The sequence below is a fragment of the Thermus sp. H19.2 genome (assembly GCF_054979525.1).
Genome location: NZ_CM143429.1, coordinates 958,599 through 974,251 on the forward strand (window position 1 = coordinate 958,599; position 15,653 = coordinate 974,251).

At 68.4% G+C, this 15,653-nt stretch carries 22 protein-coding genes and 1 tRNA gene; 10 read left to right on the top strand and 13 right to left on the bottom strand.

The genetic code is table 11. The annotated features are described in order from the left end of the window. Positions 1-30: 30 nt before the first annotated feature. The 7 genes from ACY5J6_RS05205 to ACY5J6_RS05235 form a co-directional block, all read right to left on the bottom strand. The gene (locus ACY5J6_RS05205) at positions 31-573 is read right to left on the bottom strand and encodes a Uma2 family endonuclease (protein ID WP_462846306.1); all 543 of its coding nucleotides are present in this window, start codon (positions 571-573) and stop codon (positions 31-33) included. 216 nt (positions 574-789) lie between these two features. Then, on the bottom strand, positions 790-2,166 hold the full coding sequence (locus ACY5J6_RS05210; protein WP_462846307.1) for a hypothetical protein: 1,377 nt from the start codon (positions 2,164-2,166) through the stop codon (positions 790-792). Between the two features lie 51 nt (positions 2,167-2,217). Further along, positions 2,218-2,583 (bottom strand): prepilin-type N-terminal cleavage/methylation domain-containing protein, encoded by a 366-nt coding sequence (locus ACY5J6_RS05215; protein ID WP_462846308.1) that lies wholly within the window; start codon positions 2,581-2,583, stop codon positions 2,218-2,220. 267 nt (positions 2,584-2,850) lie between these two features. Then, positions 2,851-4,350 (bottom strand): pilus assembly PilX family protein, encoded by a 1,500-nt coding sequence (locus ACY5J6_RS05220; RefSeq protein WP_462846309.1) that lies wholly within the window; start codon positions 4,348-4,350, stop codon positions 2,851-2,853. 13 nt (positions 4,351-4,363) lie between these two features. After that, entirely contained in the window at positions 4,364-5,074 is a 711-nt protein-coding gene (locus tag ACY5J6_RS05225) for a prepilin-type N-terminal cleavage/methylation domain-containing protein (RefSeq protein ID WP_462846310.1), read from the bottom strand. Then, positions 5,071-5,442, bottom strand: coding sequence for a prepilin-type N-terminal cleavage/methylation domain-containing protein (locus tag ACY5J6_RS05230; protein WP_462846311.1), 372 nt, complete (start codon positions 5,440-5,442; stop codon positions 5,071-5,073). Before ACY5J6_RS05230 ends, ACY5J6_RS05225 begins: the two co-directional genes overlap by 4 nt. Continuing rightward, on the bottom strand, positions 5,429-5,887 hold the full coding sequence (locus ACY5J6_RS05235; RefSeq protein WP_462846313.1) for a GspH/FimT family pseudopilin: 459 nt from the start codon (positions 5,885-5,887) through the stop codon (positions 5,429-5,431). The genes ACY5J6_RS05230 and ACY5J6_RS05235 overlap by 14 nt, the downstream gene beginning before the upstream one ends. A 77-nt stretch (positions 5,888-5,964) precedes the next feature. On the opposite strand from ACY5J6_RS05235, the gene ACY5J6_RS05240 reads away from it, so the two are divergent. The 3 genes from ACY5J6_RS05240 to ACY5J6_RS05250 are packed head-to-tail and all read left to right on the top strand — an operon-like array spanning position 5,965 to position 7,755. Next, positions 5,965-7,155, top strand: coding sequence for a thiolase family protein (locus tag ACY5J6_RS05240; RefSeq protein ID WP_462846314.1), 1,191 nt, complete (start codon positions 5,965-5,967; stop codon positions 7,153-7,155). A 16-nt stretch (positions 7,156-7,171) separates the two neighbouring features. Beyond that, on the top strand, positions 7,172-7,405 hold the full coding sequence (locus ACY5J6_RS05245; protein WP_462846315.1) for a DUF433 domain-containing protein: 234 nt from the start codon (positions 7,172-7,174) through the stop codon (positions 7,403-7,405). Next, positions 7,402-7,755 (top strand): DUF5615 family PIN-like protein, encoded by a 354-nt coding sequence (locus tag ACY5J6_RS05250; RefSeq protein WP_462846316.1) that lies wholly within the window; start codon positions 7,402-7,404, stop codon positions 7,753-7,755. Before ACY5J6_RS05245 ends, ACY5J6_RS05250 begins: the two co-directional genes overlap by 4 nt. Here ACY5J6_RS05250 and ACY5J6_RS05255 read toward each other — a convergent pair. The 4 genes from ACY5J6_RS05255 to trpS all read right to left on the bottom strand — a co-directional run bounded on the left by ACY5J6_RS05255 (position 7,752) and on the right by trpS (position 9,928). Further along, positions 7,752-8,060: a DUF503 domain-containing protein gene (locus ACY5J6_RS05255; protein ID WP_462846317.1), complete on the bottom strand. Its 309-nt coding sequence runs from the start codon at positions 8,058-8,060 to the stop codon at positions 7,752-7,754. The genes ACY5J6_RS05250 and ACY5J6_RS05255 overlap by 4 nt on opposite strands. A gap of 95 nt (positions 8,061-8,155) precedes the next feature. Beyond that, positions 8,156-8,242: transfer RNA gene (locus ACY5J6_RS05260), tRNA-Leu, on the bottom strand. A gap of 16 nt (positions 8,243-8,258) precedes the next feature. Continuing rightward, the gene (locus ACY5J6_RS05265; RefSeq protein ID WP_462846318.1) at positions 8,259-8,918 is read right to left on the bottom strand and encodes a chromosome segregation protein ScpA; all 660 of its coding nucleotides are present in this window, start codon (positions 8,916-8,918) and stop codon (positions 8,259-8,261) included. Further along, positions 8,915-9,928, bottom strand: coding sequence for a tryptophan--tRNA ligase (gene trpS / locus ACY5J6_RS05270; RefSeq protein WP_462846319.1), 1,014 nt, complete (start codon positions 9,926-9,928; stop codon positions 8,915-8,917). Before trpS ends, ACY5J6_RS05265 begins: the two co-directional genes overlap by 4 nt. A gap of 65 nt (positions 9,929-9,993) precedes the next feature. Here trpS and ACY5J6_RS05275 point away from each other — a divergent pair, with 65 nt between their 5' ends. From ACY5J6_RS05275 to rplS, 4 genes are read left to right on the top strand one after another with little or no spacing between them, the layout of a single operon-like run. Beyond that, positions 9,994-10,212 (top strand): KH domain-containing protein, encoded by a 219-nt coding sequence (locus ACY5J6_RS05275; protein ID WP_054638554.1) that lies wholly within the window; start codon positions 9,994-9,996, stop codon positions 10,210-10,212. A gap of 29 nt (positions 10,213-10,241) precedes the next feature. Continuing rightward, on the top strand, positions 10,242-10,730 hold the full coding sequence (gene rimM / locus ACY5J6_RS05280) for a ribosome maturation factor RimM (protein ID WP_462846320.1): 489 nt from the start codon (positions 10,242-10,244) through the stop codon (positions 10,728-10,730). Then, the gene (gene trmD, locus ACY5J6_RS05285; protein WP_462846321.1) at positions 10,730-11,449 is read left to right on the top strand and encodes a tRNA (guanosine(37)-N1)-methyltransferase TrmD; all 720 of its coding nucleotides are present in this window, start codon (positions 10,730-10,732) and stop codon (positions 11,447-11,449) included. The genes rimM and trmD overlap by 1 nt, the downstream gene beginning before the upstream one ends. A 55-nt stretch (positions 11,450-11,504) precedes the next feature. Next, positions 11,505-11,921, top strand: coding sequence for a 50S ribosomal protein L19 (gene rplS / locus ACY5J6_RS05290; protein WP_462846322.1), 417 nt, complete (start codon positions 11,505-11,507; stop codon positions 11,919-11,921). A 154-nt stretch (positions 11,922-12,075) separates the two neighbouring features. Here the strand turns inward: rplS and ACY5J6_RS05295 are convergent, their stop codons facing one another. Then, complete coding sequence (locus ACY5J6_RS05295) at positions 12,076-12,651, bottom strand: response regulator (RefSeq protein ID WP_462846323.1); 576 nt, start codon at positions 12,649-12,651, stop codon at positions 12,076-12,078. 35 nt (positions 12,652-12,686) lie between these two features. Between ACY5J6_RS05295 and sdaAA the strand changes: the two genes are divergently transcribed. Next, a complete protein-coding gene (sdaAA, locus tag ACY5J6_RS05300) occupies positions 12,687-13,541 on the top strand; it encodes an L-serine ammonia-lyase, iron-sulfur-dependent, subunit alpha (RefSeq protein ID WP_462846324.1) in 855 nt (284 codons plus the stop codon). Positions 13,542-13,543: 2 nt separating this feature from the next. Here sdaAA and ACY5J6_RS05305 read toward each other — a convergent pair whose 3' ends face one another. Next, a complete protein-coding gene (locus ACY5J6_RS05305; RefSeq protein WP_462846325.1) occupies positions 13,544-14,401 on the bottom strand; it encodes a sulfurtransferase in 858 nt (285 codons plus the stop codon). 255 nt (positions 14,402-14,656) lie between these two features. On the opposite strand from ACY5J6_RS05305, the gene ACY5J6_RS05310 reads away from it, so the two are divergent. Together ACY5J6_RS05310 and ACY5J6_RS05315 are read left to right on the top strand one after the other, a co-directional pair. Beyond that, entirely contained in the window at positions 14,657-15,343 is a 687-nt protein-coding gene (locus ACY5J6_RS05310) for a zinc metallopeptidase (protein WP_462846326.1), read from the top strand. Continuing rightward, positions 15,344-15,592 carry a zf-TFIIB domain-containing protein gene (locus ACY5J6_RS05315; RefSeq protein WP_054638683.1) on the top strand — a complete coding sequence of 83 codons (249 nt, stop codon included), beginning with the start codon at positions 15,344-15,346 and terminating at the stop codon, positions 15,590-15,592. The last annotated feature ends 61 nt before the right edge of the window (positions 15,593-15,653 follow it).

Genomic DNA, 15,653 nt, shown 5'->3' on the forward strand with positions numbered 1-15,653 from the left:
ATTGTCCACATTTTACCCCCGCCTAGGGCACTAGAGCCCGTAATAGGCCTCGGAGAGGTCCAGGTGGCCCTCCAAGCAGTGGAGCGGCAGGCGGCCCTCCTCCGCTTCCCGGTACACCCATCCTTCCCACTCCCGGTAGTAGCCGAAGGCCCGAGGGGTGCGGGAGTCCACCAAGAGGTAGGCCTGGAGGGTGGGCAGGCCCAGGTACTTGCGGAGCTTTTCCCTCCGGTCCGTGGCCTCCGTGGACTCGGAGAGCACTTCTATCACCAGGCAGGGTTTTTCCTTGTAGTATTCCCCGGGGTCTTCTTCACAGACCACCATGAGGTCGGGGTAGTAGACCGTGGCGGCGTCCACCTTGAGCCGCATGTCGCTTGCGTAAAGGCGGCACCCCATTTTCCGGGCCAGGGGGCCCAGGGCCAGCACCAGGTTCACCACCACCCGGTTGTGCCGGTCGCCCGCCCCGGCCATGGCGTGGGGGAAGCCCTCCACCAGTTCGTGCTTCACCGGGGCCTCCCTCTCCAGGGCCAGGTACTCCTCCAGGCTGAGAGGCCGCACCGCCTTGGCCGCGCCCATGGCTAGAGTTTACCGCCCAAAAGGTTACGCCGCCTCATGTAGGGGGCGGGCCTCCCTTAGGACTTCTTCCCGGATATACGGGCTCAGGCTCCCCAGGGTGTGGAGGTCCACCCTGCGCCCGAAGAGGCGGCTCAGCTCCTCCTGAAGCCTGCCATCACGCGCTTCATCTAGGCGGCGGGGAGCCGTCAGAGGTATGGCCGTTTTCTGGAAAGGAGGCTAGGGTTCTTTAGCAACGCTCTTCCACGCCAGGATGGCCAGGGCGAAGTGCCAGGGCTCGGTCTGGGGTGTGGTGAACCAGGCCAGGTAGTAGACGCCAAGGCCCAGCAAACCCACCGCCAGCCCCTTGCTCCCGGCGTCTTCCCTGCGAAGCAGGGCGGGCACGGGCCCGAAAAGGAAAAGGGTCCAAAGGAGGGCGAAGGGCACGCCGAAAGCCAGGGCCTTGTCCAGGTAGGCGTTGTGGGCCTTGTCCAGGTTGCTGAGGCGCTGTAGGGCGAGAAACTCCTCCTTGGAGTAGCCCGGAAGGCCCCTCACCTCGTACTTGAGGAGGTAGGCCCGGGACGTGGGGGGGTCTTCGGGCCTCCAGAGGGGGGTAGCGGAGACCAGCCTCTCCGGGGGCGGCCACCCGTACTCCAGGTGGAAAAGCCTGAGAAGCCGCCTGACCTCCACCTTCCCGTCCACCACGGCCTCCTGGAGCCCTAGGGGGCCGAGGCCAAAAAGAAAGGTTTTCGGCTCCCGCAAAAGGGAAAGCCCGAGGCGCCACATCTCCAGCCTGGTTTCCAGGGTGCGGCCGCTGGCGATCTCCTTCTGCACGGGCAGGGTGCTGGGCCAGTAGGCGCTGCTTGCGTAGGCGAGGCCCAGCGCTCCCAAGGAGGCGAGGGCCAGCCTGCGGTCCCGGAACAGGAAGACCCAGAGGCCAAGGGCCAGGGCCAGGGCGACGAGGGCAGACCGGTTGGCGAGGCCCCCCAGGGCCGTGGCCAGGCCGAGGGCGGCGAGAAGCCAGACCCCCTCTCGGCGCCCGAGCCAAAGGGCGAGGGCCAGGGGAACGAGGGGCAGGGCCAGGCCCGCCGCCATGCCCGGGTTGCCCACGGTGCCCGGGGGCAGGCTTGGGGTGTAGCCCACGACCCCTGCTAAAGGGTCAAGCCCACCCCTCTGCCAGAGCCACAGAATCCCTTGAAATAGTGCAGATAGGAGCATGGCGGGGATTAGACCGCCTGCCAGTCGGGGGTCTTTCGCGAGGGCCTGAGAGAGTCCGAGAGCAAAGGCCAGGAGAAAGAGCTGGTAGAGGGGGCCATCCATGCGGTTTAGGGGTCCGAGGAGCCAGGTGCTCCAGTCTTGCTGGGAAAGAAAGGGAGGCAGAGCAGCCAGGATGGCAACCCCAAGCCACGCCAGCATCCCCAGCAAAAGGCCACGCCCCGGAGGGCAAGTCCTTTCCCTTGCTGGCGGCCTTGGGATGAAAAGAAGGGCCAGGAAGGCGAGGTAAAACACCTTGGGCGCGATCCACACCCCTTCCCGGTCAGGCCAAAAGGTAAAGGGTGGGGGCAGGATGACCCAGGGAAACAGGGCCAGGCTAAGGGTCTGGAGGAGTCGCTTCATAGTTAGTAGGAAAGGCCTGGGGCAGGCGCCCCAGGCCCCAGGACCTAGGCCCTAATACACGGCGGTGAAGGACTCATCGGTTGTTGCTTTAACGACGATGGTGTAGCGGCCGTCAGTCGCGCTGTAGGAGATCTTGCACTCCTTCACGCTGCTCGGGTAGGTGGACGGAGCCCCTTCGCTGATCAGCCAGTCTTGGGCGTTGCATTCAGCGTTGGTAAGGTCAGAAGTAGGGGCTGTGCCCGCGGTGTCCGCGGCCGCCACCCAGGTGGCCACCTGCCGGGCGAAGGCCTGGGCCGAGGACTCAATGGCCCGCTTGCGGGCGTTGAGGACGTTGGGGATCAGCACCGCCGCCAGGATGGCGATGATGGCGATGACGATCAGAAGCTCAATCAGGGTAAAGCCTTTCGCGTTCCGCATACTCCTTCTCTCCTTAGAGTTTTCCGCGCCTTCATGTATCGCGCGGCCATGAGTGCCTGGAGCCGACTTGCCTGCCTTTTAGCCGAACCCGCTTGTCTTCAGCCTTTTTAGCCCTTTCTCACCTCCTTTCAGGGGTCATTTTGTCGCCCCTCCTTCCTCCTTGTCAACCCCCCCTTTTGGGGGGGTATCCTCAGGATGGGGGAGGGGTGTGGAAGCCGGGCGAAGGCCAGGCCCGCCCCAGGGGTTGGGGCGGGCTTAGGCTGAGGATTACCTGCGGCTCTGGACCACGGGCCGGGGCCGGGTGCCGGTGTCCGTGTGGGGCAGGTCGCTGTTGAGGGCGTTGGAGTTCTGGATGTAGAACTGCCCCCCGCTGTTTCGGGTGATGCCCCCGAGGCTCACCGCCCCGCCGATGAAGGCCCCGGTGCCGTCGAAGGTGATTTGGCCTCCCGCCCACATGAAGGCGTGGGTGTTGGCCCTGCCGTTGAAGGTGATGTCCCCCTCGCTCACCACCAGGAGGGCGCGGTTATTCAGCAGGTCGGCCCCGCCGTTGAAGTTGATGGACTGCCGGGAGGCGAGGGTGGAGTCGCCCTGGAAGGTGGCGTCGTTGTTCAGGTTGAAGAATCCCCCGGTGTAGAAGCGGCTATTGGTGGCCTGGACGTTCCCCAGGTTGACGCCCGACCCGGCGGCCACGCTCACCCCGTTGAGGGTGGCGTCTCCGTTGACCTGGAAGATGCCGCCCACGTAGAAGGTGACGTTGTCCAAAGAGGTGCCGCCCGGGAGAGTAACGTTGTTCTGAACGCACACCCTGAGCCCGCTCCCGTTCAGGGCGTTGAGCACTCGGGTGAGGAGCTGGTTGACGTCCGTGGGGAGGCTCCCGGAGACGCCCCTACTTAGGAGAAACTGGGTGAGCTCGCTGGCGTCTCCGGGGTCTAAGCGGGTGAAGCGAACATCGCAGAGGCCCTTGGTGGTGGCGTCGGTGTAGGGGCTGCTGGCCCTGGCCCCAAGGCTCCTCATGCTGAGCGCGTCCACGTCGGGCTTAGCAATGCGGGTGGCCTGGTCCCACCGCACGAGCCTGCCCGTGAGGGCGTCCAGGCAGGTCAGGTTGGGGTCGGAGGGGGTCTGGTACACGGGGCAGACCTGGTACCTGGGCGCGGGGCCGTCGCAGACCACGTTGTTGTTCCCGCTGGCGTTGCACTGCGCGCCCGTAACTCCCGCCCCTCCCGTGATGGGGGGCGGGTTGACTTGGTCAAGGGTTCGGCACCCTTGGCCCGAGCTGTCGCAGACCTGGATTTGGCCCGACAAGTTGGCGTAGCCCTGGTCGGCGTGGAGGCGGCTACCCCTCAGCTCCACCCCGCCGTTGATGGTAATCCTTCCTCCCGTGATCCACCCCTGGCCGAAGAGGGGGTTCTGGGCGGGGACCTCCACCTGTTCCAGGGACACCAGGGCCACGGCGGTGTGCCGGGCGAGGCCCGCCTGGCCGGTGCTCTCTACACGGATTGCGCTCCCCGCGTTGTCTTGGGGGGTCAGGGTGACGGAGTAGCCTTGGCCCGAGAGGGTTTGGGGGGCGCTTAAGGCCGTCTTGCCGTCAAGGTAGGCCAGGGCGTGGTCCACGCCCGCCTCCGCCCGCTGGCGGGCCTGGGCCCGGTTCAGGAGGTCGCCCCCCGTCTTCAGGTTGCCCAGGGCGCTTTGCACCATGGCCAGGGAGAGCATGAGGACCGCCGCCATCCCGATGAGGGCCGCCACGAGCGCTATGCCTTTCCGGTTCATCCCGTTCCTCCTTTCAGCGAACCAGGTTGGGGGTCTGGACGATCCAGAGCCTCTCGGCCCGCAAACGTCCGTCGTTCAGCGCGCCGGGAAGGTCCATAAGGCTGGAGGTGAGCCCTGGGGGATAGCTCAGGGTGCTCCCCGGGGTGAAGGCAGGGGCCCCGCCCCGCACGGGGACCGAGGCCAGGAGGTAGAGGGCCAGGGCGCTCACCTTGGGGGTCGCGCCTTCGGGCGCCAGGTTCACGGCCTGCGCTTGGCGCTTCCAGGTGCCCCCCTCCAGGTAGGCCACCCGGAAGGCCTCCACCCGCACCTCGTCCCCTCCGAGCACGGGGTTGGTGACGCTGGGCGCGCAGGCTGCGCCCGTGCAAGGGCCCCAGCGGAGCACCCCCTGGCGCACCTCGTAGCCCGTGCCCCTGACCTGCCCCAGGCTTTCCCCGCAGACCTCCTCCATGCCCGCTTCGCAAAGGAACCACCCCTGGACGCTGTCCCCTTGGGAGCCCGGGCTTAGGACCAGGGCCTGGCCGGTGAGCCGGTAGCCCACGGTGTAGAGCTCCCGGGCCAGGGCGGTGGCGGTGAGGCTCAGCTCGTCGGCGAGGCGCCCCCGCGCCCTTTCCCGTTCCCTAAGGGTGGCGCTGGAGTTCTCCAGGGCCAAGACCACCAGGAAGAGGCTTCCCAAGAGGACCGAGGCCAGCAGGAGTTCCAAGAGGGAAAACCCGTGCCTTCTCATGGCCGATACACCACCGTTTCCAGCCGCTTGCCCCCCACCTCCAGGACCACCCGGAAGGCCCGCGCATCTCCCGAGGTAGGGCAGGCGAGGCTTCCGTCCGGGGCCACGGCGCAGGGGGTGGCGGCGCAGGTGCCCCCCTTTCCCGCCAGGGTTAGGGCCCCGTTGCAAAGGGTGGGGATGCCCTGGGGGTCCTGCCTCAGCCTTTCCATGAAGTTCTCCATCTCCCGGACCACGGCCTGGAGCTCCCGGCCCTGCCTGCCCCCCCGGAGGCTTGTCACCTGCAGGGCGGTGAAGGCCAGGACCACCACGGCGAGGAGCCCCAGGGCCAGGAGCACCTCCAATAGGGTGAAGCCTTTACGGGCACCCATCGCCGCTCACCTCCCGCACCCTTCCTCCCATGCCCACGCACAGGGTGAGGCTCCGCCCGCCCAGGCGCAGGGCCAGGCGCGCCCCCGTGTTGGGCCTCCCCAGGGCGTTGAAGCGGAGGCCCGGGGAGAAGCCGCTCCTCAGGTCCAGGGCTACGCCGTACCCCCTGGGGTCAAACCGGCGGAGGACGGGCTCGGCGGGGTCGCACGCTCGGTTTCGGTTTTCGTCCACGCAGCTTAGGAGCCCCCGGCCCTCCGGTACCACCGCCACCCCCGTTCCCCTGCGGATGGCCTCGGTGCGGGCGGCGAGGAGGAAGGTCCTGAGCTCGGCCCCGGCCGCCCTGAGGCGGTAGGCGGCGCTGTAGTTCGTGTAGGCGAGGCCGCCCAAGACGCCCAGGATGGCCAGGACCACGAGGAGTTCCAACAGGCTGAAGCCGCGCTTCGCCAAAGGGGCCACCTCCCTGATTTACCTTAGGGCCTCGCCCCCAGGGCGCCCACCCCCCAAATGGGGGGTATGATGGTCCCATGCAGGAGGTCTACATCGTTTCCGCGGCCAGGACCCCTATCGGCAAGTTCGGGGGGGCGCTTAAGGACCTAAGCCCCGTGGAGCTCGGGGCCCACGCCATGGGGGCCGCCTTGGAGCGGGCGGGGGTGGAGGGGAAGGCCCTGGACCTCTACGTCTTCGGGAACGTCCTACGGGCCGGGCACGGGCAGCTTCTGCCCAGGCAGGCCGCCCTAAGGGCGGGCATCCCCAAGGAGGTGGACGGGTACCAGGTGGACATGGTCTGCGCCTCGGGGATGATGGCGGTCTTGAACGCCTTCCAGTTCCTGCGCACGGGGGAGGCCCACCTGGTCCTCGCCGGGGGGATGGAGTCCATGAGCCAGGCGGGCTTCTACCTCTCCCACCGGGCGCGCTGGGGGTACAAGTTCCTCCTGGGGGCCCCGGAGAGCCTCCAGGACATCCTCCTCCGGGACGGGCTTTCCGACCCCTTCACCGGGGAGGCCATGGGGGAGCAGGCGGAGCGCCTGGCCCAGGACCAGGGGGTTACCCGGGAGGAGATAGACGAGGCCGCCTACCTTTCCCACAAGAGGGCGGCTGAGGCCACGGAAGGGGGTCTCTTCGCCTGGGAGATCGCCCCCCTAGAGCTTCCCGGCAAGAAGGGCCCGGTGGTGGTGGACCGGGACGAGGGCATCCGGCCCGAGACCACCCCGGAGTCCTTGGCGGCCCTAAGGCCCGCCTTCAAGAAGGACGGGGTCCTCACTGCGGGGAACAGTAGCCAGATCTCCGACGGGGCGGCGGCGCTTCTCCTCGCCTCGGAGGAGGCGGTGCGGGCCCACGGGCTTAGGCCCATCGCCAAGGTGTTGGGTGGGGCCTGGGCCGCCGGGGAGCCCTGGCGCTTCCCCGAGGCCCCCATCCCCGCGGCCAGGAGGCTTCTGGACCGGCTGGGGATGCGCCTTTCGGACTTCGGCCTCTTTGAGAACAACGAGGCCTTCGCCCTGAATAACGTCCTCTTCCACCGCCTCCTAGGGGTGCCCTACGAGAGGCTCAACGTCTTCGGGGGGGCCGTGGCCCTAGGCCACCCCATCGGGGCCAGCGGGGCGCGGATTCTGGTCACGCTCCTCAACGCCCTCCGGGCGAGGGGGGAGGAAAGGGGCCTCGCCGCCATCTGCCACGGGACCGGGGGGTCGGTGGCGGTGGCGGTGGAGCGGGTGTAAGGGTACCCTGGTGAAGGTGGTGGACCTCATTGTGGTAGACCCCGAGGTGATGGGAGGGAAGCCGGTGGTGGCGGGGACGCGGATCACCGTGGAGGAGATCCTCCGCCGCCTCGCCGCCGGGGAAAGCCCGGAAGCCATCCTGGAAGCCTTACCCCGGCTGACCCCGGAGGGCCTGCGCGCCGCCCTGCTTTACGCGGCCGAGGTTCTGGGGGCGGAGAGGGTGTACTTCTACCCGGATCGGGCCGCGTGAAGCTCCTCGCCGACGAGGGGGTGGATGCTCCCATTGTCTTTCGGTTACGGGAGGAAGGGTTTGCCGTGTTCTACGTGGCGGAAGAGCGGCCCGGGATGAAGGATCCCGAGGTCGTGGCCCTGGCCCAGCGGGAGGGCGCCCTCCTCCTCACCACCGATAAGGACTTTGGGGAACTCGCTTTCAGGCGGGCGTTGGTGCCCTCCGGGGTTTTGCTTCTCCGCCTCGAGGGCCTGGCCCCCATGGAGAAGGCGGCCCGGGTGATCTGGGCCTTGCGGGAGCACGGCGCCTCCCTCCTCGGGGCCTTTGCCGTGCTGGAGCGGGAGCGCCTCAGGGTTCGCCGCCTGCCCTAAAGGAGGCCGTTCAGCTCAAAGGCCTCGAGGCGGTACTCCTCCAGGGCCACGCGGAAGCTGCCGTTTTGCGCCAGGAAGCGGGCGGCCTCCCGCAGGGTTTCCTCCACCCAGGCGGGGTCGTTGCCCAGGAGGCTAAAGCCCACCACCTCGTAGCCCCAGGCGTCCAGGCCGTAAAGCCTGGCGGCGGAGACGGGAAAGCGGGCCTTGAGCCGTTCCAGGACCGGCTTGATGAGGGCCCGCTTCTCCTTGAGGCTTCTGGCCGGGGTCTCCAGCCTGGCGGTGTAGAGGCCGAGGTAGGCCTTCATGGGCTTCCTCCAGGCCCGGGAAGGGCCTTAGGCCCAGTTTGCCCCCCTGGGGCCCAGGAGGCAAGCGGAAAAGGCCCCGCCTTCGCGGGGCCCCTTGGTGCCGGGGGCGGGACTTGAACCCGCACGCCCTTGCGGGCACACGACCCTGAATCGTGCGCGTCTACCAATTCCGCCACCCCGGCAGACGCAAGGGTCATTCTAGGCCACGTCTCTTCCTGCGTCAAGGTCCTGGAGTTCGCCCGGGGCTTCCACGTAGAGGGGGGCGAAGGGGGCCTCCTGGTAAAGGCGCACCTGGCCCAGGCGGTGGGCCTCCAGAAGGGCGGCGAAGGCCACCGCCCCCTCGGCCCAGGTGAAGGGAAGGCTCTGGAAGACCGCCCGCCCCTTCAGGAGGGTCTTTAGCCTCTCCCAGGCCTCCTTTAGGCCGAAGCCTCCTTGGGGCAGGCGGAGCACCGCCTTCTGGAAGGGGCGGGCCGCCTGGAGGAGGGCCTTGGGGGGAAGGCGGAGGCCGGGCCGGGGCAGGGGGGGCGGGGGCACGGGGAGGAGGCGGGCCCGGCGCTGGAGGCGGGCCTCGAGGAAGGCCACGGTCTCGGAGAGGTCCAGGAGGACCCGGACCAGGGGGGCCTCTTCTCCCTCCTCCTTGGGGGAGAGGGCCTTTTCCGGGGCGAGCTTTAAGAGGAGAAGCTCCGCCAGCACGGGAAGGAGTTCGCTTCTCGCCTTCAGGTCCTCGGGGACCTGGGAGAGGGCCTGGTCCACCACCAGGAGGACGGGGACCTCCTTGGGGGAGAGGCGGCCCCGCCTTAGGGCCTCCCGCAGGGCCTCGAGGGAGCCCGTGAAGCCGGGGAAGCTTAGGTGGATCACCGCAGGACCAGGCGCTTCTTGGGCAGGAGAAGCCCCACCTTCTCCCGCACCTCTTCCATGGTGGCCCTGGCCACCTCCCTGGCCCGCCGGGCCCCCTCCAGCAGGGCGTCCATCACGTAGTCGGGGTCCTTCTTCAGGGCCTCGGCCCTTTCCCGGATGGGGCGGAGGGCCTCCATGAGGTGGTCAAAGAGGACCCGCTTCACCACCAGGGTGCCCACCCCCGCCTTCCGGTACTCCTCCTTCAGGGCCTCCACCAGCTCCTTGGGGGCGAAGTAGGAGAGGTAGGTGAAGACGATGGTCCTCTCGGGGTCCCCGGGGTCGGAAAGGCGGATCCTCTGGGGGTCGTCGGGGAGGTGCTGGATCTTCTGCCAGATGCTCTCCTCGGGCTCCAGGAGGCCGATGGTGTTGCCCAAGGACTTGCTCATCTTGGCCTTGCCGTCGATCCCGGGGACCCGGGGGGCCTCGGGGTTGAGGAGGGCCTGGGGTTCGGGGAAGGTCTCCCCGAAGAGGTGGTTGAAGCGGCGGGCGATCTCCCGGGTGAGCTCGATGTGCTGCACCTGGTCCTCCCCCACGGGGACGGTGTCCGCCTTGTAGATGAGGATGTCCGCCGCCTGGAGCACGGGGTACAGGAGGAGGCCGGACCACACGGTCTCCTGCTTGCTGGCCTTGTCCTTGAACTGGGTCATGCGGGTGAGGTCCCCCAAGGGGGTGAGGGTGGTGAAGACCCAGGAGAGCTCGGTGTGCTCGGGCACGTGGGACTGGACGAAGAGGGTGACCCGCTCGGGGTCAAGCCCCGCCGCCATGTTGACCAAGGCGGCCTCAAAGGTGCGCTGGGCCAAGGTGGAGGGGTCGTAGGAGAGGGGGTTGGTGAGGGCGTGGTAGTCCACGATGCAGAAGAAGGCTTCCCGCCCCAGCTTTTCCCCGATCTCCACCCACTGCTTGATGGCCCCCAGGTAGTTGCCGATGTGGATTTCCCCCGAGGGTTGGATGCCGGAGAGGACCCGTTTCATTACCTCCCAGGGTAGGGGGCGGAGGGCGGGGCGTCAACGCCCGGGCTTGGGTTAGGATGGAGGGGATGAAGGACCTGGTGGAGTACCTGGCCAAGAGCGTGGTGGACCACCCCGAGGCGGTGCGGGTCCAGGAGAGGCGCGGCCGGGAGGGGCCCCTTTACGTGGTGGAGGTGGCCCTCGAGGACAAGGGCCGCCTCATCGGCAAGCAGGGGCGGGTGATCGAGGCCATCCGCACCCTGGTGCGGGCTTACGCCAAGCGCAAGGTGGGGGTGGAGGTGCGCTGAGCCGGGGCCCCAGGCCTTAGAATAGGGGTATGCGCTTGGTGGAGATCGGCCGCTTCGGAGCCCCCTTCGCCCTCAAGGGCGGGCTCAAGTTCCGGGGGGAGCCGGTCCTCCTCCACCTGGAGCGGGTCTACGTGGAGGGCCACGGCTTTAGGGCGGTGGAGGACCTCTACCGGGTGGGGGAGGAGCTGGTGGTCCACCTGGCGGGGGTCACCGACCGCACCCTGGCGGAGGCCCTGGTGGGGCTCCGCGTCTACGCGGAGGTGGCCGACCTCCCCCCCTTGGAGGAGGGGCAGTACTACTACTTCGCCCTCATAGGCCTTCCCGTCTACGTGGGGGGCGAGAAGGTGGGGGAGGTGGTGGACATCCTGGACACCGGGGCCCAGGACGTCCTGGTGATCCGGGGGGTGGGGGAGAGGCTTCGCCACCGGGCCGAGCGCCTGGTGCCCCTCCAGGCCCCCTACGTGCGGGTGGAGGAGGGGGCCATCCACGTGGAGCCCATCCCCGGCCTCTTCGACTGATGCGCTACACCCTCCTCACCCTCTTCCCCGCCCTCGTCCGGCCCTGGCTGGAGGAGTCCCTCATCGCCAGGGCCCGCAAGCGGGGCCTGCTGGAGGTGGAGGTGGTGGACCTCCGGGCCTACGGCCTGGGGCGCCACCGGGTGGTGGACGACACCCCCTACGGCGGGGGGGCGGGGATGGTGATCCGGGCCGACGTGGCCGTGGCCGCTTTGGAGGCCGTGGGCCCGGCGGACGAGGTGATCCTCCTCTCTCCGGCGGGGGAGCCCTTTACCCAGAAGGTGGCGGAGGACCTGGCGGGGAAGGGGCACCTGGTCCTCCTCTCGGGGCGCTACGAGGGGTTTGACGCCCGGGTGGAGGCCTTCGTCACCCGGACCCTCTCCATCGGCGACTACGTGCTCATGGGGGGGGAGGTGGCGGCCTTGGCGGTCCTCGAGGCCACCGCCCGCCTCGTCCCCGGGGTCATCGGCGACCCCCAGAGCCACCGGGAGGACTCCTTCGTGCGGGGGCTTCTGGACTTTCCCCACTACACCCGCCCCCCCGAGTTCCGGGGGCTTAGGGTGCCCGAGGTTCTCCTTTCGGGCCATCACCAGGAGGTGGAGAGGTGGCGGCGGCAGGAGGCCTTGCGCCGCACCCTGGCCTTTAGGCCCGAGCTCCTCTCGGAGGCCCGGATCGGGGCCCTCGAGGCGGCCTGGCTTGCGGAACTGGACCGGGAAGGCTAAACTGGAGGCTGTTGCCCACGAACCCTTAAGGGTTCCTCTGGGGAGGAGGCACGCCATGAACCGAGGAGCGCTTTTGAAGGTGGTGGAATCCCGCTACGCCCGCGCCGATCTGCCCGAGTTCCGCGCCGGGGACACCGTGCGGGTGGCCTACCGGGTGAAGGAAGGCAACCGGAGCCGCATCCAGAACTTTGAGGGCATCGTCATCAAGATCAAGCGCAACGGCTACAACTCCAGCTTCACCGTGCGCAAGGTGAGCTACGGGGTGGGGGTGGAGCGCATCTTCCCCATGAACTCTCCCCTCATCGAGAAGGTGGAGATCGTGCAGCGGGGCCGGGCCCGCCGGTCCAAGCTCTACTACATCCGCGAGCTTTCCGAAAGGGAGATCCGCCGGAAGCTCCGGGTGGACCGCAAGCGCACCGGGCAGGATATGGAGAAGGCCAAGGAGGCCAAGGAGGCCGCCCAGGAGGGATAGGGGAGGGCTTTCTGGGGCCCCCACCGCAGCGAAAGCCGCGGTGGGGTGCTTATACCCCTTTGGCGTGAATCCTTCGCCCAAGCCCAGGTACGGAAGCCCTGCAGGCCTTTTGGGCCGGGGCCCCCATGCTGGCGCAAGCCAGCATGGGGTGGCATTAGATAAACCCCAGGGCGCGGGCTTTTTCCAGGGCCTCCACCCGGTTGCGGGCCTCCAGTTTCCCGTAGAGGCTTTCCAGGTAGTCTTTCACCGTGTCCGGGGAGAGGCCCAAGACCCTGGCCATCTCCTTGCCGGAAAGCCCCTGGGCCAGGAGCCGTAGCACCGCCTCCTCCCGGGGGGTGAGGCGGGGGAGGTCCGGGGGGGTGAGGCGCTCCTCCCCGGCGAGCACCCGGAGGAGACGCCTTTTCAGCTCGGGGGCGGAGAGCTCCTTGGAAAAGAAGGCGTCGGCCCCGGCGCTGGCGGCCTCCCGGAGGAGGGCGGGCTCGTGGTAGGTGGTGAGGAGGGCGATGACGCCCCCATACCCCGCCTCCCGGAGTTTCCTGGCGCAGGCGATCCCGTCTAGCCCCGGCATGCGCAGGTCCAGGAGGACGGCCTCCGGCCTTAAGGCCAGGGCCTTCTCCAGGGCCTCCTCCCCGGTGGCCGCCTCGGCCACCACCGTGAGGCCTTCGGCCTCGAGGCCCGCCCGCAGGCCCAGGCGGAACAGGGGGTGGTCGTCGGCGATGAGGAGGCGCATCCCCTTTAAGCTACACCAGGGACTATACTCAGGGCATGCCCCTGACCCTGAACGCCCTGGCCGAGCTTTCGGGCTTGGCCTCGGAGCACGTCCTAAAGGAGGAGGTGGAGGAGACGGGCATCCCCCCTGAGGCCATCCTCTCCAAGATGGCCGAGCGGCTTGCGGTGATGCGGGACTCCGTGCGGCGGGGCCTGGCCTCCGACGCCCCCAGCGTGGCGGGGATGGTGGGGAAGAACGCCAAGACCCTCTGGGAGGCCCCCGATCCCCTGCGGGACCCCCTCCTTAAGCGCGTCCAGGCCTACGCCATGGCGGTGAACGAGGAGAACGCCCGCATGGGCCGCATCGTGGCCGCCCCCACGGCGGGAAGCGCGGGGACGCTTCCCGGGGCCCTTCTGGGCGTGGCGGACCACCTGGGGATCCCCGAGGAGCGCCTCCTCATGCCCCTGGTCTTGGCCGCCGGGGTGGCCAAGATGATCGGCCGGGTGATCCACATCGCCGGGGCCAGCGGGGGCTGCCAGGCGGAGATCGGCTCCAGCGCCGCCATGGCCGCGGCGGCCGTCACCGAGCTTTTAGGCGGCACCCCGGAGGCCTGCGCCCACGCGGCGGCTTTGGCCTTGCAAAACACCCTGGGCCTGGTCTGCGACCCCGTGGGGGGGTTCGTGGAGGTGCCCTGCGTGATGCGGAACGGCTTCTACGCCGTCCACGCGGTGAGCGCCGCCTCCATGGCCCTTTCGGGGATAAGGAGCGTGATCCCGCCCGACGAGGTGGTCCTGGCCATGGCGGGCATCGGCCGCCTCCTCCCCCTGGAGCTCAAGGAAACCGGCCTGGGGGGCTTGGCGGACACCCCCACGGGCCGGAGGCTGGCGGAAGAGGCGCTGAAGAAGACGTAGCCCTACTCCTCGCCCTTGGCGATGGGCACCCCCACCAGGTTGCCCCACTCCGTCCAGGAGCCGTCGTAGTTCTTCACGTGGGGGTAGCCCAGGAGGTACTTGAGGACGAACCAGGAGTGGCTGGACCGCTCGGCGATGCGGCAGTAGACGACGACGTCCTTGTCTTGGGTGATCCCCAGGGGCTCGTAGAGGGCCCGGAGCTCCTCGGCGCTTTTGAAGGTGCCGTCGGGGTTCACCGCCTTGGCCCAGGGGATGTTCTTCGCCCCGGGGATGTGGCCGGCGCGGAGGGCCCCCTCCTGGGGGTAGTCGGGCATGTGGGTGAGCTCCCCGCGGTACTCCTGGGGGCTACGCACGTCCACCAGGGCGCCCTTGCCTTCCTTCACCTTGATGATGTGCTCCAAAACGTCGTCCCGGTAGGCCCGTATGGACTCGTCCCGGTAGGGAACCTCGTAGCGCCCCGGGGGGTAGGAGGGGACCTCGGTGGTGAGGGGGCGGCCTTCCTCCACCCACTTTTGCCGCCCGCCGTTCATGAGGCGCACGTCCTTGTGGCCGTTGTACTTGAAGAACCAGAAGGCGTAGGCGGCCCACCAGTTGTTCTTGTCCCCGTAGAGGACCACGGTGGTGTCGTTGGAGATGCCGAGCCTTTCCATCAGCCTGGCGAACTCCTCCTCGCTGATGAAGTCCCGCACCACCGGGTCCCAGAAGTCCCGCTGCCAGTCGATCTTCTGGGCCCCCGGGATGTGCCCGGTGTCGTAGAGGAGGATGTCCTCGTCCACCTCCAGAACCCGCACCTTGGGGTCCTCCAGGTGCGACTGGACCCACTCGGTGCTCACCAAGACCTCGGGATGGGCGTACGCCATAGGCCACCTCCGCCCCTAATATACCCTTGAGCGTGAACACAGCAAGGAAGCGGCCTCACATTTTGCGGGCTCCTTGTGCGGGGAGAGGTTTTCTGGTATAAAGGCCTACGGGGAGTAGCCGCCCCGAAAGCGGGGCCAGCCGGTCGTCAGTACGGGAGGTTTCCCCGGTCGGCTGGGGCGCCTTAGGGCGCATGGCGAGACCACCTGTGAGGGTGGCCTCGAGGTTTTGCTACTTCCCGGGAAGGAGGGAAAGCGATGGACATGCTGGCTTTTGTGCTCATGGGGCTGGTGTTCGTGGCCAGCCTGATCATCCAGGGAGGGTTGCAGGCCACTTTCGCCCGCTTTAGCCGGGTGGCCAACAGCCGGGGCCTCACCGGGGCCCAGGTGGCGCGGGCCATCCTGGACGCCCACGGCCTCACCCACGTGCGGGTGGAGCCCGTGCCCGGGGCCCTCACGGACCACTACGACCCCCACGCCAAGGCGGTGCGGCTTTCCGAGCCCAACTACGCCTCGCCCAGCCTCGCCGCTTTGGCCGTGGCCGCCCACGAGGTGGGGCATGCGGTGCAGGACGCCCAGGGCTACGCCTGGCTTAGGGTGCGGGCGAGCCTCTGGCCGGCGGCGAGCCTGGGGAGCAACCTGGGGCCTATCCTGGTGCTGGCGGGCCTCTTCCTCGGGGCTTTGGGCTTGGCGAAGCTCGGCCTTTACCTCTACCTGGCCGTGGCCCTCTTCCAGCTCATCACCCTGCCCGTGGAGTTTGACGCCTCCAGGAGGGCCCTGGAGTTCCTGCGGCGCATGGGCTTCCTAGGCCGGGAGGAGATGGGCCCGGCCCGGCAGGTGCTCACCTGGGCGGCCCTCACCTACGTGGCGGCCCTGGCCAGCTCCCTGGCCACCATCCTCTACTACGCCAGCCTCCTGGGCCTCTTCGGCCGGAGGGAGGAGTAGATGCCCCTCCTCCTTTGCCCCAACTGCGGGGTGGGCATGCGGGAGGTGGAGCGGCGCGGGGTTCTTATAGACGTCTGCCCCCAGTGCGGAGGGGTTTGGCTGGATAAGGGGGAGCTGGAGAAGCTTTTGGCCGAGGCCCGCGAGGTGGAGCGCCTTTACGAGGAGGAGCGGGAGGCCTACCACCGCAAGGAGGGGAAGCCCTACAAGAAGAAAAAGGGCTTTCTGGAGCTCTTTGATTTCTTTGACTAGGCGCCCGCACTTTGGTTTCGCAGCATGGGATGCCCGAACCGGGGCTGGGGGGAAGCCCTGC

Bases quoted from the DNA above. Each gene is read 5' to 3' on its own strand.
- ACY5J6_RS05205 (WP_462846306.1), bottom strand. From the start codon at position 573: ATGGGCGCGGCCAAGGCGGTGCGGCCTCTCAGCCTGGAGGAGTACCTG.
- ACY5J6_RS05210 (WP_462846307.1), bottom strand. From the start codon at position 2,166: ATGAAGCGACTCCTCCAGACCCTTAGCCTGGCCCTGTTTCCCTGGGTC.
- ACY5J6_RS05215 (WP_462846308.1), bottom strand. From the start codon at position 2,583: ATGCGGAACGCGAAAGGCTTTACCCTGATTGAGCTTCTGATCGTCATC.
- ACY5J6_RS05220 (WP_462846309.1), bottom strand. From the start codon at position 4,350: ATGAACCGGAAAGGCATAGCGCTCGTGGCGGCCCTCATCGGGATGGCG.
- ACY5J6_RS05225 (WP_462846310.1), bottom strand. From the start codon at position 5,074: ATGAGAAGGCACGGGTTTTCCCTCTTGGAACTCCTGCTGGCCTCGGTC.
- ACY5J6_RS05230 (WP_462846311.1), bottom strand. From the start codon at position 5,442: ATGGGTGCCCGTAAAGGCTTCACCCTATTGGAGGTGCTCCTGGCCCTG.
- ACY5J6_RS05240 (WP_462846314.1), top strand. From the start codon at position 5,965: ATGCAGGAGGTCTACATCGTTTCCGCGGCCAGGACCCCTATCGGCAAG.
- ACY5J6_RS05255 (WP_462846317.1), bottom strand. From the start codon at position 8,060: ATGAAGGCCTACCTCGGCCTCTACACCGCCAGGCTGGAGACCCCGGCC.
- trpS (WP_462846319.1), bottom strand. From the start codon at position 9,928: ATGAAACGGGTCCTCTCCGGCATCCAACCCTCGGGGGAAATCCACATC.
- ACY5J6_RS05275 (WP_054638554.1), top strand. From the start codon at position 9,994: ATGAAGGACCTGGTGGAGTACCTGGCCAAGAGCGTGGTGGACCACCCC.
- rimM (WP_462846320.1), top strand. From the start codon at position 10,242: ATGCGCTTGGTGGAGATCGGCCGCTTCGGAGCCCCCTTCGCCCTCAAG.
- trmD (WP_462846321.1), top strand. From the start codon at position 10,730: ATGCGCTACACCCTCCTCACCCTCTTCCCCGCCCTCGTCCGGCCCTGG.
- rplS (WP_462846322.1), top strand. From the start codon at position 11,505: ATGAACCGAGGAGCGCTTTTGAAGGTGGTGGAATCCCGCTACGCCCGC.
- ACY5J6_RS05295 (WP_462846323.1), bottom strand. From the start codon at position 12,651: ATGCGCCTCCTCATCGCCGACGACCACCCCCTGTTCCGCCTGGGCCTG.
- sdaAA (WP_462846324.1), top strand. From the start codon at position 12,687: ATGCCCCTGACCCTGAACGCCCTGGCCGAGCTTTCGGGCTTGGCCTCG.
- ACY5J6_RS05305 (WP_462846325.1), bottom strand. From the start codon at position 14,401: ATGGCGTACGCCCATCCCGAGGTCTTGGTGAGCACCGAGTGGGTCCAG.
- ACY5J6_RS05310 (WP_462846326.1), top strand. From the start codon at position 14,657: ATGGACATGCTGGCTTTTGTGCTCATGGGGCTGGTGTTCGTGGCCAGC.
- ACY5J6_RS05315 (WP_054638683.1), top strand. From the start codon at position 15,344: ATGCCCCTCCTCCTTTGCCCCAACTGCGGGGTGGGCATGCGGGAGGTG.